Genomic DNA, 19,839 nt, shown 5'->3' on the forward strand with positions numbered 1-19,839 from the left:
GCCGGGGTCAGGGGGGCGTCGGTCATGTCAGGGACAGGCGGCGCCATGGCGGATCTCGACCGTGGCGGTAGCGCCCATGCGCATGAGCAGGGTAGGGGGAGCAATCAGGCGAATACGCACGGGAAAGCGCTGCGCCACATGTACCCAGTCCATTTCGCGCAGAACCAGCGGCAGGGTGCGGCCCATGCCACTGGAATCGGTAGACATGACACCCCAGCCGATACTGGCCACTTTGCCTTCAATCGGGGTTTTGCGGTCGATCATGGAATAGACCGTAACGCACTGTCCGGGGCTGACGGCGCTCAGTCTGGTTTCGCGCAGGTTGGCCACGGCGTACCACGCATCATCACTGATGAGCGTGAACAGAACCTGCGAGGGCATGAGGATTTCGCCGGTTTTTACCCGCAGGCTGGTAATATAGCCATCAGCCGGGGCCTGCACGCGCGTCTGGCGCAGTTCATACCGGGCACGGGCCAGCACGGCCTGACTGGCCGCCAGAGCGGCTTCGGCACTGGCCAGATCGCCAACGGCGACATCCGCCGCCGAGGATTGCTGCTGTGCCTGTGTTACGGAAAGCCCCGCATCGCTCTGCACAACGCGGGCCTGATCATATTGCTGCCAGGGAATGAAAGACTGCGCGGCCAGAGGGGCCAGTCGTGCCGCGGTACGATCAGCCAGATCACGGTTGCTCTGGGCCTTGCTAACCTGCGCGCGTGCCGTGGCGGCCTGCGCCATCCGTACCGCCAGCAGGCGCTTCTGGTTGGCCAGTTCGGCAGTGGCAAGGGCGACATTGGCCTCCGCCTGCTTGACGGTCAGCTCATACGGCTCGGGGTCGATCACATAGAGCGGCTGGCCTTTGTGGACATGCTGGTTTTCATGCACGCCCAGTTCGATCAGCCGCCCACCCACTACGGAGGCAACATGCACCACCTCGGCATCCAGCGAGCCGCTGTCGCTGGAGGGATAGGCACTGTTGCGGCGGGCAACATACAGGCTGGCCAGTGTAGCGGCGATGATGCACAGCAGCGCGATGACAATACCGCCGCGTTTTCTGGCGGTCATGGAAACCTGTTTCATGCTCATGGCCCAAAAACCCCGACCCAGAGCGCCAGAGCGGCCAGCACCCCCAGTGATACATAGGTAAACAGCCGCAGGCTTAAGAGCCTATCAAGGTCTGTGAAAATAAAGGCTGTGCGCAGCCCGATTGCCGTGGCGATACCGAAGAGCGAGCAGACCATCCATGCAGGAAAATAGGCTCCCACAATCGGGAACGAGGGCGCTTCCCGGCTCATGCACCCACCCAGCAGGCTGAGCAGGGGCAGCAGGGCCGCCGGGCGGAAAAATGCTTGTATGGCTTTAATGATTTTATCCCGCCTGCTTTTTCGGTTTTTTGCTAGGTTTAGGCTTCCGGTCCGGATCAGGTGTAAACATGGCCTGACAGCCCGGAGAAAGCTGGTCAAATTTCTTTTCCATGCAGGCGGTTATCTTGCGCTCGTTGGGAATATAGAGCGTGCACAGGCGCATGGCGTCTTTTTTACAGGCTTTGGTCTGTTCTTCTTTTGTGGCGGCCAGCGCGGAGTCTGCGGACAGGATGGAGAGAAACAGAAAGACCGTGGGAAGAATGATTTTGCCTTTTCCCATGACACGGGCTGTTCTGTGCATGATCGTCTCTCCTCAGGGGCGGGCCGGTTTTGAGTGAGGCAATATTTTCACACACTGGATTAATAAAGGCTTACCTTGCGCAATAATAACGCGGCATTCCAGTAATTTCCACCATTGTCGGGCGGGGGGCTGCCCCGCCCTTACCGAGTGGTCTGAGGTGATGTGTAAGTCAGGGCGCAGGGGGTGGCAGCGGGGTGTTGGTGCGGCCTGAATACCGGTCGATAATCTGTCGTGCGGCGGCGGCGGCCTCATGGGCGGTGTTGGGCGCGGTTTCGCCCCAGTCGCCATCGAGCGCATGGGCGTGGATATCGTGCAACTGCGTGATGCCGCCTGCTTCCTGCCCGGCTGCGTCATGCAGCGTCCAGATGATGTCCAGATGCTGGCGTGCCTGCCCATCGCTATCAGGCGGGGCATCGCTTACGCGCACTGTGCAGTTCAGGGTGTAGTCCGCCTGCGCGCGGTGGTGGGTCAGCGTATCGTGGGTATCGGGGAAAGCCGCGCGGAAAGCGCTGGCCAGAGCTGTGTTCCCCTTACCGGGGGCACCTGTAACCCCGCTGAAGAAAACCCGTGCGGGGCGGTGCTTCAGGCTGTTGGGGTCTTGCTCCATGGCCGCGGCCTGAATACCCGTCAGCAGGCTGGCGATACGGGGGGCCGCATCCTGTGCCATGCCGGACAATATGGCGGGGCTGACGGTGCCGCCACCATCGGGCTGCCAGAGGGTCTGGGCAATGCCCGCGCCATCCTGTGCTGCACGCAGGGTGCTGGTCGGGGTCATGATGGTATAGACGGGAATGACCTGCCCGCCCGCCTGCCGTGTCTGGAGCCGGAGCCACCATGCACCGGCTGTTGCAGACCGGGCGGAGGCCGCAACGCTCTGCCCTTGCAGGGCCTGCGCCATATCCGCCGCCCAGAGCTGCGCCGAGGCAGGGGCCAGCCCCACCGTGGTGGGAGCGGGAATGTCGAGCCGCGCCGGGGCCGCCGGGTGTGGCGGGGTGTGGGGCGTGTTCATGCAGCCCCCCAGCATCAGCAGGGCCAGCAGCAGCGGATGGGCTGTGTGCGAGAGCGTGCGAACTGGACGGGGCTGGACCATGTCAGCCCGCCCGCCGCGGGGCAATGGCTGAAATCTGGTGGCCGATGGGGCCACCCCCGGCCAGTGTGCGGCGGCGATGGCTGAAAAACCGCTGGGTGTCGGGCAGGGTATCCATGCCCAGCGTAACCGCCCGCCCAATCCCTGCGCGCTGGAGGCGGAACACGCACCAGCCTGCCAGATCGAACTGGTAATGGCCCGCCCGGTGGCCGGGGGCAAAGAAGGTCGCGGCCTGCCTGTCGCCTGTCAGAATGGCGGTGTGCATGTCTTCCGCCGTTTCGTAGCTTTCCTGTGCGATGCACGGCCCCACCACGGCGTGAATGGCGTGGGCCTCGGCCCCCAGATGGAGCATGGCCGCCAATGTGGCTTCCAGCACGCCAGCCAGCGCACCGCGCCAGCCCGCATGGGCAGCCCCCACAATCGTGCCATCAGTGGTGCTGAACAGAACCGGCGCGCAATCCGCTGTAATGACGCTTATGGCAAGGTCTGGCTGGTTTGTTACCAGCGCATCGGCCTGTGCACCGCTGCCCGGCAGCCATGCAGTCTGTGCGTTTACAACCTCGCGCCCGTGCACCTGCGTTACCCCCAGAAGGCTGTCAGGGGCCACGCCAAAATGCCCGGCGACCCGGCGGCGGTTCTCCATCAGGTTTTCAGGCGTGTCGCCCGAGCGCATGGAGCAGTTCAGGCTGGCGTAAGGCCCGGTGGATACACCGCCCTCACGTGTGAAGAAGCCGTGCCGTGCCTGTCCGAGCAGCGGGCTGGTGAGCGGAGAAAGCCGGGGAGTGTCCACGCCGGATGTCATGTCGGTAATCCTTCTTCAAAACCCGGTGGGGCGGGCAGGCCGGGGGATAGCAGTGCCATGACCCGGAACAGGTGTCCCATTTTTTCCGGCGCGGCCAGCCGCTCCGCCCCACTTAACAGGGCTTGTGCCTGCTCGGGGGCGGCTGCGGCCAGTTGCGCCGTGCGTTCCATCAGCCCCAGCCTGCGCAGGAAAGCGCCTTGGGTAAGCGTGCCGTACACGCAGGCCCCGGCCTGCCGGGCAGCCGCACCAAAGGCGGTAAAATCCACATGGGCGGTCAGGTCGGCCTGTCCTGCGGCTTCAAGCGGGGCGGCGGGGCGCGCATGGCGCAGGGCCTGAAGCGAATCCCCGGTTAGGGTTGAGGCGTGCCCGTAATCAATGAACAGGGCCGCACCCGGTGCGCGGGCAAGGCGCTGGCCCAGCCATGCGGCAATGGCCAGTGCGGGTTCGCACAGTTCTACAAGGGTGTCGGGTTCAAGCGGGCGGGCATCGGGCAGTACGGGGGCTGGGCAGGGTGCTAGGTAAAAGCGCTCGTCGGCCACATAACGCTCGTTCCAGCCGTCGGGTGTGTGCACGAACTGGCGAATGGGCAGGGCGTCCAGAAACTCGTTGGCCAGCAGGATGAGCGGGCCATCGGGCAGGGTTTCTAGCCGGTCATGCCAGTGTGGCGGCGTGGTCAGGCTGGCGCGCAGGGCTTTGGCCTGTTCGGCCCGCATGAGGGGCGATGTTTCGACCAGATGCACCTGCACGGCCTGCGCCATGGCCGGGCAGGCGCGGGTAATCAGGCGTAGGGCGTCAGCCATGAGCGTGCCGCGCCCCGGCCCGGCTTCAGCCAGAATAAAGGAGGCCGGGCTGCCCATGCCCTGCCAGACCATGGCGGCCCATGCGCCTAGCAGCTCGCCGAAAACCTGACTGATTTCGGGTGCGGTAATGAAGTCCGATAGCAGGGGGGTGTTTGCGTAATACCGGGTGTTGGCGCGCGCCATGAAGTGGTCAAGCCGTTCGGCATGAGGAGGGGGCGCGCGCATGGTCATGACCCGGTTCTAGTGATCCGCCGGAGGGGTGATGTTGGTGGGGGCCTGCGGGCCGCTCGCGGGCAGGCCCGCATAGGCCGGGTGGCGGCGGGCATAGACCATCAGGCAGATGCCCAGCGCCAGCATAGGAATGCACAGAAGCTGCCCCATGGTTATACCCCCCGCCAGATACCCCAAAAATGCATCAGGTTCGCGGAAGAATTCGCAAAACGACCGTGCGCAGGCATAGCCGGCGAGGAACAGACCCGCCAGAAAGCCCGGCCGGGCGCGGATACTGCGCTGGCGCGATACGATGAACAGCACCGTGAAAAGCAGCAGCCCTTCCGTCAGCGCTTCATAAAGCTGGGACGGGTGGCGGGGGATTGGGCCGCCATCGGGAAAGATCATGGCCCAGGGTAGGTTTGCCGGGGCTTCACGGCCCCAGAGTTCACCATTGATGAAATTGGCCACGCGCCCAAGCCCCAGCCCGATGGGTACGGCCACGGTCACCCTGTCGGCAAAAGCCAGAAAATTGAGCTTGTAGCGCCATGTAAACAGCGCCATGGCCGCCACCACCCCGATTGCCCCCCCATGGAAGGACATACCGCCATGCCAGACTTCGAGCATGGCCAGAGGGTGTCTGAGATAATACGAGGGTTGGTAGAACAGGATATAGCCCAGCCGCCCGCCAAGCAGCACGCCCAGCGTTACCCATGTTAGAAAATCATCAGCCTGTTCAGTGGTGGCCGCGCGTGGGGCCAGCAGCACCAGACGGCGCAGCATTGTAATGCCGAGTATGATGCCCAGAATATAGGACAGGGCGTACCAGCGCACGGCCAGCGGCCCGAAATGCACCAGAACGGGGTCAAACTGCGGGAACATCAGAACAGGCAACATGCAAGCGATCCGATTGCTGAATGGCCTGGCAAGGCCGGGGAAAATGGCAGGCCCGGCGGGCAGGCCAGTGAACTGGTTACGGTAAACAGGCAAGGCCCGAAGTGTCGGGCCCTGTGTATCAGAGATAGGGCTGCGGCGTGGCCAGATAGTCCTGTATATAGTGGCGGATACCCTCTTCGAGCGGGGTAAACGCCTCGGTATAGCCAGCGGCCCGCAGGCGGGTCAGGTCTGCCTGCGTATAGGACTGGTACTGGCCTTTCAGGCTGTCGGGCATATCCACAAAGGTAATATCCCGCTCCATGCCCGCTGCGTCACACACCGCATGGGCCATGTCCAGATAGGTGCGGGCCTGTCCCGTGCCGCAGTTGAACAGCCCGTTGACCGAGGGCGTGTCATACAGCCACAGCATGATTTTGACGGTATCCCCCACCCAGATGAAGTCGCGCGCCTGCATGCCGTGGTCCAGATCCGCCCTGCTGGAGCGGAACAGCCGCATGGGGTTGCCTGCGCGCAGCTCGTCGTATTTGACCTTCACGACCGAAATCATGCGGCCCTTGTGGTATTCGTTGGGGCCGTAGACGTTGAAGAACTTTAGCCCGGCCCATTGTGGCGGGGTGGGCTCGCCCCGTTCCACCGCGCGGAGCACCTGCTGGTCAAAAACATGCTTGGACCAGCCATAGAGGTTGAGCGGTTCAAGCTGGTCAAGCCGTTGCGGGTCGTCGGAAAAATGTTCGGGCGTATCAACCCCGCCATAGGTGGCGGCGGAAGAGGCGTAAAAAAAGCGCACCCGGGCCTGCGTGCACCAGCGCCACAGCATGCGCGACAGCTCTACATTGGTGCGCCATACCGCATCACCATCGCGTGCGGTGGTCTCGCTGATCGCCCCCATGTGGAAGATGGCTTCCACCCGGCTTTCGGTTTCAAGAAAGGCGGGCAGCTCGTCCGGGGTAATCAGCCGCGTTGGCGCATGCCCCGCGATATTGCGCCATTTTCCTTCTGTCCCCAACCAGTCGACAATAACCGTTTCGTGCCCGCGTGCGACCAGGGCCGCCTGCAGGCATGAGCCGATGAACCCGGCCCCACCCGTAATGATGATCATGGAAGCATACTATAAAGGCAGACCATACAGGCTCCAAGACGGCAAATCCGCCCGCTGGCGTGTAGCCACAGCAGACAGGCTTGCCTAGTATAGCTGGTATCAATCCCTGAGGAGATGAATTTTCATGAGCGATGTCATTACAGTCGTGGCTATTGTCAAGGTCAAGCCGGGGTATGAGGCCGAAGTGGCGCAGGCCATGAGCGACTGCGTGGTTCCTTCCCGCGCGGAGGCGACCAACAGCCAGTACATTCCCCATCAGGATCTGGAAGACCCGCAGACCTTCGTCTTTACCGAAAAATGGGCCAGCCCGCAGGCTCTGGCCGACCATATGGAAACACCGCATTTCAAAGCTATGGCTGCCCGCCTTGAAGGCAAGCTGGCCGCGCCGCTGGAAGTGCACACCCTGCGCCCGCTGCCCGGCGCATAAGGTTTTTCAGGGCGGCGCGCAGGGGGCAGTATCAGGCGGCGTGCGCGCATGGCCTGCCCCATTATTGGGCTGTCAGGCCTGCGTCCGCCGTCCGGTTTTTCAGGCGGGCATGCTTTCAAGGCTGGGGTGCCTGCCCAGCAGGCGGCACAGGGCGGCGCTGGGGGCGGATTTGTTCAGCGTATAGAAATGGAAATGGTTCACCCCTTCCGCCCGTAGCTGGCGGCATAGCTCACCCGCCACAGCGGTTGTAACCAGCGCGCGGGTTTCGGGGTGGGCATCCAGCCCATCGAACATGCGCCGCATCCAGAGCGGAATATGGGCGCCGCACTGGGTGGCGAACGTATAGGCCTGCGCGATATTGGCCACGGGCAGGATGCCGGGCACGATGTCCGCCGTAATGCCGGCCGCTACCGCCCTGTCGCGAAAGCGCAGGAATGTTCCCGCTTCAAAAAAGAACTGCGTGATGGCGCGTGTGGCCCCAGCATCCAGCTTGGCTTTCAGGTTGTCCAGATCCGCCTGCGCGCTGGTTGCTTCGGGGTGGGTTTCGGGATAGGCCGCGACCGAAATTTCGAAAGGGGCGATCTGGCGCAAGCCCCGGACAAGGGCTGCGGCGCTTTCATACCCGCCGGGTGTGGGGGTAAAGCCGGCACCGGGGGCCGCCTGACCGTTCTGGGCCGGTGGGTCGCCGCGCAGGGCTACGATATGGCGCACACCCTGCGCCCAGTAGGTGCGGGCCACGTCATCCACCTGTGCGCGGGTGGCGTTTACGCAGGTCAGGTGCCCGGCTACAGGCGCACCGGCCTCATGCGCGAGAACGGCCGTGGCCGCCAGTGTGCGTTCACGGGTTGACCCTCCCGCCCCGTATGTGACGGAGACAAAGCGAGGGCCAAGTGGGGCAAGTTCCTGCGCGGTCTGGTGCAGGGCTGCGGCCATTTTATCGGTTTTGGGCGGGAAAAACTCGAAAGAGACCGCAACCGCCCCATCCGGCCCACCTGTGGACAGGTCAGGGCTGAGGGGGCCAAGGTTACGCAGTTCGGCGGAAAGTCCGCGACCCGGCAGGAACGGCATGGTGGTTCTGGCTCCGTTGATGAAAATCGTTTTTGTCAGGGACGGCGGCCCAGCCAGAGCCGGACAGTCAGGGGGCCTTCCAGCCGGATGGTCTGCGCGCAGGCCAGCCCGGCATCATGGAACCAGCCACGGATCTGGGTATCGCTGAAACCGGGATGCACATGGGCGTGGGCATCGCGCAGGGTTTCACGCGCATGGGGGGCAAAATCCACAATCAGCAGGCGCCCGCCGGGGGCCAGAATACGTACTGCCTCAGTAATGGCGGCTGCGGGGTGCTGTACCGCATGCAGCACCTGATGCATGATGGCCAGATCCGCAGTGCCTGCGGGCAGAGGTAGGGCATACAGGTCGCCTTGCCGCAGGGCCGCGCGGTCCAGCCCGGCAGCGGTCAGCTTGGCGCGTGCGACACGGAGCATGGCCGGGCTGCGGTCAAACCCTGTCAGGGTGTCAGCCTGTGGGGCCAGTAGTTCGAGCATACGCCCGGTTCCCGTGCCGATATCGACCAGATGTGCCACGGCCTGCGGGCCGATAAGGCGGCGGATTGCGTTTTCCACATCCTGTTCCGCCACATGCAGCGAGCGTATTGCATCCCACTGGGCGGCATGCGCCTCGAAATAGTCTTCCGCTTCGGCGGTACGGGCGGCGCGTACGCTGCCAAGGCGCTGTGCATCCGCCGCCAGTTCCGGGTCTGCGGGCCACTGGTCTATCATGGCGTAGAGCGGAGCGGTTTTTTCGGGGTTATCCAGTGCCAGAAAAACCCAGTTGCCTTCCTTGCGCCGTGTGATCAGCCCGGCTTGCACCAGAATTTTGACATGCCGGGAAACACCGGGCTGGCTTTGCCCCAGCACCTGAGCCAGTTCCCCCACGGATAATTCCATATCCCGCAGCAGAGCCAGAATGCGCAGGCGTGTCTGGTCAGCCAGTGCCTGAAAAATGACGAGGGGTGAGGGCATAAAAAAATCTATATAACAATATCATTATATACACAATAACTGCTGTAGTGATCAAAATGACGCAGGACTGCACTTCCTATCCCTGCGGGGAGCAGGGATAAGGGGCCAGAGAGAGTTGAATCTGTATGAAGGTCAGGGGGTGCGGAGTGCCGTGCTCTTGCCCGCAAACAGGCGTGACAGGCCGCAGGATGCCGCAAAGGCCACGCATCCGAGAGCTGCAATCCAGAAGACCGCAGGCCAACCTGTTTGCCAGGACAAGGCCAGCCCGGCCCAGGCTTCGGCCAGAGCCAACACGGTGGCGGTGGCCATGCCCGTCATGGGGCCAAAGCCCAGCCGCAGGGCGGCAGCAGCGGGGGCAATCATCAGGGTAAATACAAGCAGCACCCCGGTTATCTGGGCACATTCAGCCGTGGCCAGCGCAACAAGGGAGAGGAACAGCACATCCAGTAGGCGCAGTGGCACGCCGCGGGCCTCTGCCACATCAGGCTGTAATGAGGCAAACAGCAGCGGGCGTGCGAGTATGGCCAGACCAGACAGGCAGAACAGGCTCAACCCTCCCAGCCCCCACAGGGTGCCGGGGCTGATACCCAGAATATCGCCAAACAGGAGCGATGTGGCGGCCCCTGCGGAACGGGTCAGAAAATGCAGGCATAGCGCCCCCACGCCGAGTGCGAGCGACAGCACAAGGCCAATCACCACATCGCGGCCTAATGCGCGCTGCCCGGCAAGCCCCATGGCCACGCCGCCCAGCACAGCGCCACTGCCAAAGCCCGCTAGCGCAGGCAGGCCCGCCAGCAGGGCGGCTGCGGCTCCGGCAAATCCGACATGAGCCAGCGCATGGCTGGCAAAGCTCTGGCCGCGCAGCACCAGAAACCACCCCACAGGCCCGCAGACGAGCGAGACCAGAAAAGCCGCCATAAAGGCCGTGCGCATGAATTCATAAGCAAGCATCAGTGGGTGTGTCCTGTGCAGTCGCAGGCATGCAGGGTGTCGCCCCCGCCTTCGGCCACCACAAACAGGCGGCCCTGCGCGCGCACGACCTCGACCGGCGCACCATAGAGCGCACTCAGGGCCGGTGTGGTCATGACTTCATCCACAGTGCCCAGCAGGGCCTTGCCGTGAGCAAGATACAGCACACTGTCCATAAACCCTTCGAGCGGGTTGATGTCATGGGTGGAAATCAGCACCGTCAGCCCGCGCTGGCGGGCCAGATCATGGATACGGCGGGCTGTCTGGCGCATGCGGGCGGGGTCGAGACTGGCCAGAGGCTCATCAAGCAGCAGCAGGCGCGGGGAATCGAGCAGCGATTGTGCCAGCAGCAGGCGCTGGCGCTCCCCACCGGAAAGGCTGGCCACCGGGCGGGTTGCCAGTTCCTGTGCATCTACCGCTGCCAGTGCGGCATCGACCTGCGCACGGGCTTGGGGTGTATGCCATGGCAACCCCCAGCGCTGGCCGCGCAGAGCCGAGGCGACCATGTGCCAGCCACTGATCTGCCCCGCCACCATCTGCCGTGACTGCGGCATGTAGCCAATGGCGGCCTGCCCCGGTCGGGCGGGCTGCCCTGCTACATGCAGGTTGCCATGCGATGCGCTATCCAACCCCAGAATGGCGCGGAACAGTGTGGTTTTGCCAGCACCGTTGCCTCCCAGCACCGCGACGAAGCCGCCGTTCGGGATACTGAAGTTTACGGAATCCAGCACCCGTCGCCCATCGCGGACAATACTCAGCTCCCGTGCTTCAAGAATGGGGGCAGGGTTCATGGCCGGGTGCGTCATGGCGCGCTGTCCAGCAGGTGCTCCGTCTGCCGGGCAATGGCGCTGATCCAGTCCTGCCAGTGAGGGGCGGGGGCGGTACCCACTGGCGCAAAAGGCAGAGTTGCGGGCAGGGTTTCCGTCAGCGGCAGGGAGGGTATGCCTGAGCTGTCGGCCAGTTCCAGTAGCGGCACAACGGCTACTTCTATCATCTGCTCATTATAGGCCAGCAGGTGCAGTTTATGCGCGGTCAGGTCGTTTTCAAACTGGGCGATATCGGCCGGGGCGGGTTCCACGCCGTTCATGATGGCGGTCTGGAAGTCCTGCTCTTTCATGTCCAGCCCCATCTGTTCGGCCAGCGGGTCGAATAATGGCTCTGTTGCCGCAACCGCGCGCCCTGCGACATGGGTGCGTATTGTGGCCAGCAGCGCATCAACACGGGCGATGGCGTCCAGCACCGCGCGGCCGCGCTGGGCATAGGCGCTGGCATGGGCGGGGTCGACCTGTGCGCAGGCGGCCTGCAGGCGGGTAACGACATCTGCCACAGCGCGGGTGTTGAACCACAGATGCGGATTGCCGCCCGTGTGCCAGCCGGGCCACGAATCGGCACGTATGATTCGCTCCGCGGGCAGGCGGGCGGCATCGGCCAGTTTGCCAGCCCATGTGTCGTATCCCGCGCCGTTCATGACAACCAGCGTGGCATCGGCCAGATGGCGGGCATCGTCCGTGCTGGGGGCGTAGAGATGCGGGTCCACCGTGGGGGAGGCCAGCAGGGAGGTAACGGTCATGTCTGGCCCGGCAATCTGCGCGGCCAGATCTCCCCATGTGTTTTCCACCGCTACTATGTTCAGGGTGGCGCGGGTCTCTGCCCTGCCGGGTACGGCAAGGGTGGGAGCCAGCAGCAGCACCCATAGCAGGCCTGTGCGCAGCAGGCGGGTAGGGTGGCGGTTTGCAGGGCACCGGAGGGGGTGCAGGTGTGTGTGTTTACCCTGCCGGCGTGTCATGTGGGCATGTCTTGTGCTGGTTCCCTCAAAAGAATGTAATATTATTACATCCGTTCCGTCCTTTCGTCACCTCCCTCTGGCATGTTGATGTATGGTCTTCCGCTGGAAGCTCGATTAGGCTACCAAGTAAAGAGAACGGAAGATGAACATGCCCCGCATCCCGCACCCAGCCCGCTCGCGTAACCAGACATCGGCTGCCACCGACAATGCGCCCGTACAGGTCGGGCACGATTCTGTGGTGCAGGCTGCCGACCCGTACGGTTTTTCGGAGCATACGCGTGGGCTGCTGGACTGTGCGGCAACGCTCTGCTCCCGGCAGGGGGGGCGCATGACCGCGCAGCGCCGCGATGTGCTGGGCCTGATCCTGCAGGCCGATGCCCCGGTGGGTGCGTATGATCTGCTCGAACAGCTCCGGGTTTCCGATCGCAGGCCCGCGCCGCCTACAGTGTACAGGGCGCTGGACTTCCTGCTGGAACATGGCCTGATCCACCGGATCGAGCGGCTTTCCGCCTTTGTGCCATGCACCCATCTGTCCCATGAGGACGAGGCTGATCCCTCTGGGGTGTCTGCGGCTTCCTCTGCGCAGTCTGGTCATGCCGTTTCGGCCTGCGGGCATGAGCATGGGGCCTGTGGTGTGCATGCCGCCCAGTTTCTGATCTGCCGTGCTTGTGGCGGGGTGACGGAAATTGCCGATACGCCGCGTATTCTGGACATGTTGCGCACGGTATGCCGCGAAAAGGCCTTTACCATGCAAAGTGCCTCGGTCGAGGTGGAAGGGCTATGCGTCACCTGCACCGGGCAGCAGGAGGCCGGAACGGAACGATGAATGGCCAGAAAACCGGGTTTCATTCCTGAGCAGCCGGGTTTTGCCGGTTTTGACCGGGTAGGGCTGCCACAAGGTCCCGAGCGTGTGCGCAGGCGCGCCGTCGGAGGGGGGCAGGGGCGTAGCCGTAGGCCGGGAACCGGAGCGTGTGCCGGACAGGGAGGCACCGGGCCGGAAAGTCTGGATTGTATAGTAGCAGGCAGGGTTGTAGCGGGGCTATCGCATGCGCGCACGGGGGCTCCGGTTTCCGGCGTGCCGGCAGCAGGCGGGGGGCAGGCCGATCTGTTCTCCCTGCCGTTGCCACCTTTGCCGCGCACGGTTTTTTTGCCTGAAGAAGTGCGCCTGAGCCCGGTTGCCGTGGCATCGCTCGGCGGGCGCAGTGGTGAGGATGGGTGCCTGTATCTGGTGGCAACACAGATCAGGGCCGCGCGCCTGCTGGAGCAGGGGCTACCGCTGAGCCGCCGCGCTCCGCTTATGCTGACTGAGCGCGCAGGCGTGGTGCCATGGCTCGCCTGGCTGAGCGAAACCGGGACCGAGGAGCAGGATGCCGGGCCGGGCGTGGTGCTGCGCCTGCGCCGGGCCATGGTGGCCGAGATGCTGGAGAGCGACCCAGACCACACGGCAGCGTTTTCGGCCCCCTGTTACTGGCTGAGTGGCGTTTAGGGGTTCTTGCCGGATTGTCGCGCGGCCTTATGCTGCCCGGCATCAAGTGTCCCTGACAGCCGATGGAGCCTTATCCGTGAATCAGAATACCTCCTTTTCTGCCCGCCCGTCAGACGTGCTTGCGGGGGATGTCCTGCTGGCGGAAACCACGCGCGGCGGCCGGGTGGAATCCCGACATTATGGGGCTGTTGCGGTGGTGGACGCGCAGGGGCGAACGGTTTTTGCCGCAGGTGATGTCGCAACGGCTATTTTTCCCCGCTCTACTGTCAAGGCGTTGCAGGCCCTACCGTTGCTGACGGAAGGGGCGGCGGATCGTTTTGCCTTGTCGGATGCCGCTCTGGCGTTAGCCTGTGCTTCGCATCAGGGCGAGCCGGAGCATGTGGCGGTGGCCACCGATATGCTGGCGCGCGCGGGGTATGATGATGGCGCGCTGGAATGTGGGGTTCACTGGCCGCTGGATAGCACGGCGGCGCGTGCTCTGGCAGCCGGTGGCCAGCCTGCCCAAGCGTTGCATAACTGCTGCTCGGGCAAGCATGCGGGGTTTGTTTGTCTGTCCTGTGCCGGAGGGCATGACCCGGCTGGGTATGTGGGGGTGGAGCACCCGGTCATGCAAACTGTGGCGCGAACGCTGGCGGATGTAACCGGCATTGCCCATACGCGCGATAATCAGGGCACGGATGGCTGTGCCATTCCTACATGGGCTGTGCCGCTGGAGGCACTTGCGCGGGCGTTTGCGCGGTTTGCCAGCGGGCAGGGGCTGGGGGCGGCGCGTGCAGCGGCGGCTGAACGGTTGCGCGCGGCTATTGCGGCTAACCCTTTCATGATCGCGGGGAGTGGCCAGTTCGATACCAGAGTCATGGAAGCGCTTGCCCCGCGTGTGCTGACCAAAATGGGGGCTGAAGGGGTCATGGTTGTGGCCCTGCCCGCGCAGGGGCTGGGCATTGCCATCAAATGTCGTGATGGCGGCGTGCGCGCGGCAGAGACTGCCGCCGCTGCACTGATCGCCCGTTTTGGGAAAGAGGACAGCCCGGTGCTGCATCATTACATGCGGCGCACAGTATTTAACTGGAATGGTCAGCCCGTGGGCGAATTGCGTGCCGCCTCTGAACTGGCGGGCGACTGTCTGCCTGAAACTGCCTGTTAAAACCGGGCAGAATAAAACCCGGCAGGCAGGGGCCGGTAGAGTAAAGCGGTCGGCAGGGAAAAACGCCCTGCCGACCGTTTGTTTTTTTATGGCTCAGCCCTTGGTTGCGCGGGCGCGCTTTGCCGGGGCGGCTTTACGCTTGCCACGGGTCGGGGCTGCCTGTTCAGCAGCTTCGGCTGCCAGACGCTCATAACGCTTGCTGCGGCGGCGTTCCTGCACAATGCGCAGTTTTTCAACGGCGGAAATCGCGTTGTTGGCCGTAGCGGTTTCCGCTGCACGGCGTGCGCTGGCGGTAGCCTTGGGCGCGGGCTTTGCCGCAGCGGCTTTGGCAGGCTTTGCGCTGGCGCGTGTTGCGGCCTTGGGAGCAGCAGCAGCTTTTGTCGGGGCTTTTGCGGCGGCCTTGCGGGTGCTCTTGGCCGGGGCGGCAGGCTGGGCTGCTGCTTTCTGCACTGTTGCGGTGCGGGTGGTGGTTTTTGCCCGGGTCTTGGTTTCGGCCTTGGCGGAAGTCTTGGCCGTTGCCTTGGTGGCGGTCTTGCGTTCAGCCTTCGGAGCGGCGGCCTTGGGTGCTGCTGCTTTGGCGGTGCGTGCAGCCGGTGCGGCCTTCACGGCTTTTGCCGTGCGGGTCTTGCGGGTGGTGGTGGGCTCAGCCGGAGCGGCTACGCTTTCCGTTGCGATCGCTTTTGCGCGGGGCGCGCGTTTTTTGGGAGCGGGTGCCGGCGCGGTTTCGGGGGCTGCGGTTTTTGTCGTGCGGCGCTTGCGGGTTTCACTCATTGTTAATCTTCCTTGAAGGCATGGTTTTGATTATTCAAGAACATGTCATGTGTTTTCTGATAAAGAAAAAACCTTACCCCTTACCCGCGAGGACATGCCGCGACAGATGTTTGGGCTGTTCCCGCTCTACATAACAAAAACCACCGAAAATGCAAAAAATACTGTACAGAAGGCATGAATAAATATCAGCCTGCACTATGGGGCTGCCGTTATCTGTTCACTGACTGTTCTTGTTAGGGCGGAGTGTTGCCCGCAATGGCTTGTGGCTTTATGATCGGGGCTTCCGTTTTCTTCATGTTTTGCCTTCGGGGCTTGAGAGTAATTCCATGAAAATCAATGGCACCCCTTACCGCAGTGTCTGGGTCGATGAAAAAGACGGCTGGAGCATTCATATTTTCGACCAGACCCGTCTGCCGTTCGCGCTGGATATTCTCACGCTCGTCACACCTGATGAGGTGGCCCACGCCATTCGCACCATGCAGGTGCGTGGTGCGCCGCTGATCGGGGCTGTGGCGGCGTACGGGCTGGCGCTGGCGCTGCGGTCGGGCGCGGATGACACGACGCTGGAGCAGATGGCGGCCATGCTGGCGGCCACGCGGCCCACGGCAATAAACCTGCGCTGGGCCATTGAAAGAATGCTGACACGCCTGCGCCCGCTCGCCCCTGCCGAGCGCGTGGCCGCTGCCTATGCTGAGGCCGGGCTGATCTGCGATGAAGACGCCGCCCAGAACGAGGCCATCGGCCGCCATGGTCTGGAACTGCTGCGCGCGCTCGGGGCCGGTGGCCGTCGCGTCAATATTCTCACGCATTGCAATGCCGGGTGGATTGCCACGGTGGACTGGGGTACGGCACTCGCACCGATTTACATGGCGCATGACGAAGGGCTGGATGTGCATGTCTGGGTTGATGAAACCCGCCCGCGCAATCAGGGTGCTGCCCTGACAGCATGGGAACTGGGCAGCCATGGTGTACCGCATACCGTAATCGCGGATAACGCGGGCGGGCATCTGATGCAGCACGGGCAGGTGGATATTGTTATTGTCGGCACCGACCGCGTGACCCGTTCTGGCGATGTGGCCAATAAAATTGGCACATATCTCAAGGCGCTTGCCGCGCGGGATAATGATGTGCCGTTCTGGGTGGCGCTGCCTTCCACCACCATAGACTGGACGGTTGCAGATGGTATCAGGGAAATTCCCATCGAGGAGCGTGCGGCTTCGGAAGTGACGCATGTTGGCGGACGGGACGAGGCGGGTAACATCACCCGCGTGCAGATCACACCCGATGGGAGTGGTGCCGCCAATCCGGCTTTTGATGTCACACCCGCACGGCTGGTAACAGGGCTGATTACGGAAAAGGGCTGCTGCCCCGCAACACAGGCGGGCCTGCTTTCGCTCTTTCCTGAATTCGGCCAGCAGGAGCAGGCTGTTTGAACGATATGCAAACGCAGGGTGAGGCAGTGTCTGAACGTTTTGATACGCCATCCACCCGGTTTTTGAGCGCGCATGGCATTGCTTATGTCATGCATGATTACGAGTATGTTTCCGAACCGGGTAAGGTCGGGCTGCATGCGGCGGCGGGTATCGGCATGGAGCAGGGGCATGTGTTCAAAACCCTGCTGGCCGAGATCGATAAAAAACAGGTCGTCTGCGCGGCTATTCCGGTGCACCACCGCGTGGACCTGAACCGGCTGGCCGCCCTGTTCGGGGGCAAGAAGGCCCGCATGCTGCCGCCAGACCGGGCAGAAGCTCTGACCGGTTTTCAGGTGGGCGGGATCAGCCCTTTTGGTGGGCATGCCACCCTGCCTGTGGTGTTTGATTCCAGCCTGTCCGGGTTGGACAGGCTGTATATCAATGGTGGCGGGCGCGGACTGGTGGTGGAACTCGCCCCCGAGGATGCACTGCGCTGCGTGCAGGGTGTTCTGGCGGAAATCAGCACGCCGCCGGGCTGAGGCGCGCTGGTGTTCAATGGACAGGCCGGGGCGGATGTTCCATGGTGGCAGGGTTACGGGAGGGTGCGCCGCTTCCGCTCCCGCCCTGCGGGGCAGCCGCACCGAGCAAACCGTACCAAGGCCACTGATCTGGTAGGAAAAACGATGTCGCGCGCGCCTTACGCCGTTCTTCTGGCTCCGCTGTGTCTTGCCGCCTGTGCAACCAGCCCTTCGGCTCCGGTCGCACACGGACACTGGCCGGGTGCCGCGTCTTCAAACTATGGTGGCCATGTGCCGGATTTCGCCACCCGGAATTACGAGCCTTTCAACCGGCAGGATGTGGTGGCTATTGCCATGCGCGAGTGGCGGCTGTTCGGCAGCCCGGTCAATGATGACAACCCGCAGGACAGGCCCGAGCCCGAAAGTGCCGCCATCAAGCCCGAGCGCGCGCCGGGGCTGTGGCAGCGCGTGGGGGAATATTGGTGGATCGGCATGGGGCCGGACATGAAAGAGTCCGCATGGACCGGCAAGCATGACGCCAGTGGCGGGCTGTTCCGGTTCGAGCAGGATGGCAGCTACGCTTGGTCGGCTGCGTTTATTTCCTATGTCATGCGTGTGGCGGGGGCGAATGACCGCTTTCCGTATTCGCCCAACCACGCCACTTATATCAATGCGGCTGCGGCCGGGCAGTCACCTGTGCTGCGCGCGCATGATCCGGCGCAATATGCTCCCCGTCCGGGTGATCTGGTATGTGTGGCGCGCGGGGCCAGCCGTTCCACGGTGCGGTTTTCCAGCCTGCCGACAGCCTACGGGTTTCCGGCGCATTGCGGCTATGTGGTGGCCACAGGGCAGAGGGGACAGCCTTTTGGCCAGCAGATCAGCATTGTTGGCGGCAACATAGATGACGCCGTGGCCCTGACCCATGTGCCGGTTGACAGCAACGGTCTGCTGGCCGCGCCATCAGGCAGTTATGACCCGCGCTATCCTTGGTGCGCGGTGCTCGAGGTGGTATATGACGCCGAACAGGAACCGGATGCAGGCCAGTAATCCGGGTTTTGTTGGGTCCGTACGCAAAGACAGTATTTTCAAGGCAGAGCTGATGACCGATTGCGCCGTTTCTCCCTCTCATCCCGGCTGGAAAACCCTTTCCGCCGATATGCCCGCCGCTGTGGGGGGAACGCCGCTGGTGCTCCTGCGCCGCGCGTCAGAGGCCACGGGCTGTGAGATATACGGCAAGGCCGAGTTCATGAATCCGGGCGGGTCGGTCAAGGATCGCGCTGCGCTGGCTATTATAGAGGACGCCGAAAAGCGCGGTATTCTCAAGCCGGGCGGCACACTGGTGGAAGGCACGGCGGGTAATACCGGCATCGGGCTGACGCTGGTGGCCAATGCGCGGGGTTATCGCTGCGTTATTGTCATGCCCGAAACCCAGAGCCGCGAAAAAATCGGCTTCCTGCGTATGATCGGGGCTGACCTGCGGCTGGTTCCGGCCAAGCCGTATCGCGATCCCGGCAATTACGTGCATGTTTCGCGCAGGCTGTCTGAGGAAAATGGCTGGGTGTGGGCTAACCAGTTCGATAATCTGGCCAACCGTGAAGGCCACCGCGCTACCACAGCGCAGGAAATCTGGCAGCAGATGGGGGGGCGGATCGACGCCTTTACCTGTGCGTGCGGCACCGGCGGTACGCTGGCGGGCACGGCGCTGGGCCTGCATGACGCGGCAAAGCGCGATGGGGTCAAAGCTCCGCAGATCGTGCTGGCGGACCCTGAAGGCTCGGGCCTGTATGGTTGGGTCAAAAATGGTGATCTGTCGGTCGAGGGTTCGTCCATTACCGAAGGGATTGGCCAGTCGCGTGTGACGGGTAACCTCGAAGGCGCACCGATTGACGATGCAGAACGTATTCCCGACCCCGAAGCACTGGACGTGATTTACGGCCTGCTGGGTGAGGAAGGGCTTTCAGTCGGGGGGTCTTCGGGCATCAATGTCGCGGCGGCCATTCGTACGGCGCGCAGGCTTGGGCCGGGGCACCGGATTGTGACCATTCTGGCCGATGGCGGGGCACGGTATGAATCCAAGCTGTTCAACCCGGCTTTCCTGCAGGAGAAAAACCTGCCGGTCGCACCCTGGCTGATGGCGGGGACCGAAGGCTGAATAGGGCCTGCTGAGCGATAGCGGATAGAAAAAGGGGCCTTTGGCCCCTTTTTTGTTACCCTTGCCGCAAGGTGCCTGCGCTTAGGGCAGAATGCGCTTGAGGATGTGATAGGCCCGCCTGAAATAGGCCAGACCGTCCGCTTCATCGTTCGAGCGCAGGGCCTGCACCGTGCCAAACAGCACGCTATGGGTGCCGACTTCGACAATCTGGCTGATAATGCAGTCAAAGCTGGCTACGGCTTCCTGCAGGGCGGGGGCACCGGTGGCAAGCGTATCCCAGTGGCCGAGGGCAAAGCGCTCTGCCATGCTGTTGGCGCTGGCGAAATGGCCTGAAAGCTCTTCCTGCGCGGAGGACAGCACGTTCACGCACAAAGGCGCTCCAATATGGAAAGACTCGCGCGCACGGCTGGTCCGGTTCAGGCATACCAGCAGGGTGGGCGGAGTGTCCGTTACGGAACAGACCGCCGAGGCGGTAAAGCCCACGGGGTTTTCCAGAGTTCCGGTGGTGACCACGTTCACAGCTGCGCCAAGTCTGGCCATGGCATCACGATAGGCGCTGGTCTGTGGAGCCGACATCTGCTCTCCTTGTTATATCA

23 protein-coding genes are annotated in these 19,839 nt (G+C 63.2%); 8 read left to right on the top strand and 15 right to left on the bottom strand.

The genetic code is table 11. From position 1 onward, the window contains the following. Positions 1–27: 27 nt before the first annotated feature. The 8 genes from mdtN to rfaD form a co-directional block, all read right to left on the bottom strand. A complete protein-coding gene (gene mdtN, locus ABF757_RS03755) occupies positions 28–1,077 on the bottom strand; it encodes a multidrug transporter subunit MdtN (RefSeq protein ID WP_415481048.1) in 1,050 nt (349 codons plus the stop codon). Between the two features lie 2 nt (positions 1,078–1,079). Continuing rightward, entirely contained in the window at positions 1,080–1,292 is a 213-nt protein-coding gene (locus tag ABF757_RS03760; protein ID WP_035371501.1) for a YtcA family lipoprotein, read from the bottom strand. Positions 1,293–1,365: 73 nt separating this feature from the next. Next, positions 1,366–1,662 (bottom strand): hypothetical protein, encoded by a 297-nt coding sequence (locus ABF757_RS03765; protein WP_415480981.1) that lies wholly within the window; start codon positions 1,660–1,662, stop codon positions 1,366–1,368. A 169-nt stretch (positions 1,663–1,831) separates the two neighbouring features. Then, complete coding sequence (locus tag ABF757_RS03770) at positions 1,832–2,752, bottom strand: hypothetical protein (protein ID WP_415480982.1); 921 nt, start codon at positions 2,750–2,752, stop codon at positions 1,832–1,834. 1 nt (position 2,753) lies between these two features. Continuing rightward, positions 2,754–3,551, bottom strand: coding sequence for a peptidoglycan editing factor PgeF (gene pgeF, locus ABF757_RS03775; RefSeq protein WP_415480983.1), 798 nt, complete (start codon positions 3,549–3,551; stop codon positions 2,754–2,756). Then, positions 3,548–4,582, bottom strand: a complete 1,035-nt coding sequence (locus ABF757_RS03780) for a class I SAM-dependent methyltransferase (RefSeq protein ID WP_415480984.1) — start codon at positions 4,580–4,582, stop codon at positions 3,548–3,550. The genes pgeF and ABF757_RS03780 overlap by 4 nt, the downstream gene beginning before the upstream one ends. 9 nt (positions 4,583–4,591) lie before the next feature. Next, positions 4,592–5,458, bottom strand: a complete 867-nt coding sequence (gene lgt / locus ABF757_RS03785) for a prolipoprotein diacylglyceryl transferase (RefSeq protein WP_415480985.1) — start codon at positions 5,456–5,458, stop codon at positions 4,592–4,594. Positions 5,459–5,576: 118 nt separating this feature from the next. After that, complete coding sequence (gene rfaD, locus ABF757_RS03790; protein ID WP_025861637.1) at positions 5,577–6,557, bottom strand: ADP-glyceromanno-heptose 6-epimerase; 981 nt, start codon at positions 6,555–6,557, stop codon at positions 5,577–5,579. Between the two features lie 124 nt (positions 6,558–6,681). On the opposite strand from rfaD, the gene ABF757_RS03795 reads away from it, so the two are divergent. Then, entirely contained in the window at positions 6,682–6,984 is a 303-nt protein-coding gene (locus ABF757_RS03795; protein ID WP_415480986.1) for a putative quinol monooxygenase, read from the top strand. Between the two features lie 99 nt (positions 6,985–7,083). On the opposite strand, the gene metF is transcribed toward ABF757_RS03795, so the two are convergent. The 5 genes from metF to ABF757_RS03820 form a co-directional block, all read right to left on the bottom strand. Continuing rightward, a complete protein-coding gene (gene metF, locus ABF757_RS03800) occupies positions 7,084–8,052 on the bottom strand; it encodes a methylenetetrahydrofolate reductase [NAD(P)H] (RefSeq protein ID WP_415480987.1) in 969 nt (322 codons plus the stop codon). Positions 8,053–8,087: 35 nt separating this feature from the next. Beyond that, positions 8,088–9,005, bottom strand: a complete 918-nt coding sequence (locus ABF757_RS03805) for an ArsR/SmtB family transcription factor (protein ID WP_415480988.1) — start codon at positions 9,003–9,005, stop codon at positions 8,088–8,090. A gap of 132 nt (positions 9,006–9,137) precedes the next feature. Then, positions 9,138–9,956: a metal ABC transporter permease gene (locus tag ABF757_RS03810; protein ID WP_415480989.1), complete on the bottom strand. Its 819-nt coding sequence runs from the start codon at positions 9,954–9,956 to the stop codon at positions 9,138–9,140. Continuing rightward, positions 9,956–10,780, bottom strand: a complete 825-nt coding sequence (locus tag ABF757_RS03815; RefSeq protein ID WP_415480990.1) for a metal ABC transporter ATP-binding protein — start codon at positions 10,778–10,780, stop codon at positions 9,956–9,958. The genes ABF757_RS03810 and ABF757_RS03815 overlap by 1 nt, the downstream gene beginning before the upstream one ends. After that, the gene (locus ABF757_RS03820; protein WP_415480991.1) at positions 10,777–11,760 is read right to left on the bottom strand and encodes a metal ABC transporter solute-binding protein, Zn/Mn family; all 984 of its coding nucleotides are present in this window, start codon (positions 11,758–11,760) and stop codon (positions 10,777–10,779) included. The genes ABF757_RS03815 and ABF757_RS03820 overlap by 4 nt, the downstream gene beginning before the upstream one ends. Before the next feature lie 148 nt (positions 11,761–11,908). Between ABF757_RS03820 and ABF757_RS03825 the strand changes: the two genes are divergently transcribed. The 3 genes from ABF757_RS03825 to ABF757_RS03835 all read left to right on the top strand — a co-directional run bounded on the left by ABF757_RS03825 (position 11,909) and on the right by ABF757_RS03835 (position 14,390). After that, the gene (locus ABF757_RS03825) at positions 11,909–12,586 is read left to right on the top strand and encodes a transcriptional repressor (RefSeq protein ID WP_415480992.1); all 678 of its coding nucleotides are present in this window, start codon (positions 11,909–11,911) and stop codon (positions 12,584–12,586) included. Continuing rightward, positions 12,587–13,246, top strand: a complete 660-nt coding sequence (locus ABF757_RS03830; protein ID WP_415480993.1) for a hypothetical protein — start codon at positions 12,587–12,589, stop codon at positions 13,244–13,246. Positions 13,247–13,322: 76 nt separating this feature from the next. Continuing rightward, entirely contained in the window at positions 13,323–14,390 is a 1,068-nt protein-coding gene (locus ABF757_RS03835; protein WP_415480994.1) for an asparaginase, read from the top strand. 93 nt (positions 14,391–14,483) lie between these two features. On the opposite strand, the gene ABF757_RS03840 is transcribed toward ABF757_RS03835, so the two are convergent. Further along, positions 14,484–15,161, bottom strand: a complete 678-nt coding sequence (locus ABF757_RS03840) for a histone (RefSeq protein WP_415480995.1) — start codon at positions 15,159–15,161, stop codon at positions 14,484–14,486. Positions 15,162–15,487: 326 nt separating this feature from the next. Here ABF757_RS03840 and mtnA point away from each other — a divergent pair, with 326 nt between their 5' ends. The 4 genes from mtnA to ABF757_RS03860 all read left to right on the top strand — a co-directional run bounded on the left by mtnA (position 15,488) and on the right by ABF757_RS03860 (position 19,243). Then, a complete protein-coding gene (gene mtnA, locus ABF757_RS03845; RefSeq protein ID WP_415480996.1) occupies positions 15,488–16,594 on the top strand; it encodes an S-methyl-5-thioribose-1-phosphate isomerase in 1,107 nt (368 codons plus the stop codon). Positions 16,595–16,599: 5 nt separating this feature from the next. Then, on the top strand, positions 16,600–17,112 hold the full coding sequence (locus ABF757_RS03850) for an aminoacyl-tRNA deacylase (protein ID WP_415481049.1): 513 nt from the start codon (positions 16,600–16,602) through the stop codon (positions 17,110–17,112). Positions 17,113–17,256: 144 nt separating this feature from the next. After that, positions 17,257–18,138: a DUF2272 domain-containing protein gene (locus tag ABF757_RS03855; protein ID WP_415481050.1), complete on the top strand. Its 882-nt coding sequence runs from the start codon at positions 17,257–17,259 to the stop codon at positions 18,136–18,138. Between the two features lie 52 nt (positions 18,139–18,190). Then, positions 18,191–19,243, top strand: a complete 1,053-nt coding sequence (locus ABF757_RS03860) for a cysteine synthase A (protein WP_415480997.1) — start codon at positions 18,191–18,193, stop codon at positions 19,241–19,243. A gap of 81 nt (positions 19,244–19,324) precedes the next feature. On the opposite strand, the gene ABF757_RS03865 is transcribed toward ABF757_RS03860, so the two are convergent. Then, positions 19,325–19,819, bottom strand: coding sequence for a flavin reductase (locus ABF757_RS03865; RefSeq protein ID WP_025861509.1), 495 nt, complete (start codon positions 19,817–19,819; stop codon positions 19,325–19,327). Positions 19,820–19,839 lie beyond the last annotated feature (20 nt).

It is taken from the genome of Acetobacter papayae (assembly GCF_047721125.1).
Taxonomy (GTDB): domain Bacteria; phylum Pseudomonadota; class Alphaproteobacteria; order Acetobacterales; family Acetobacteraceae; genus Acetobacter; species Acetobacter papayae.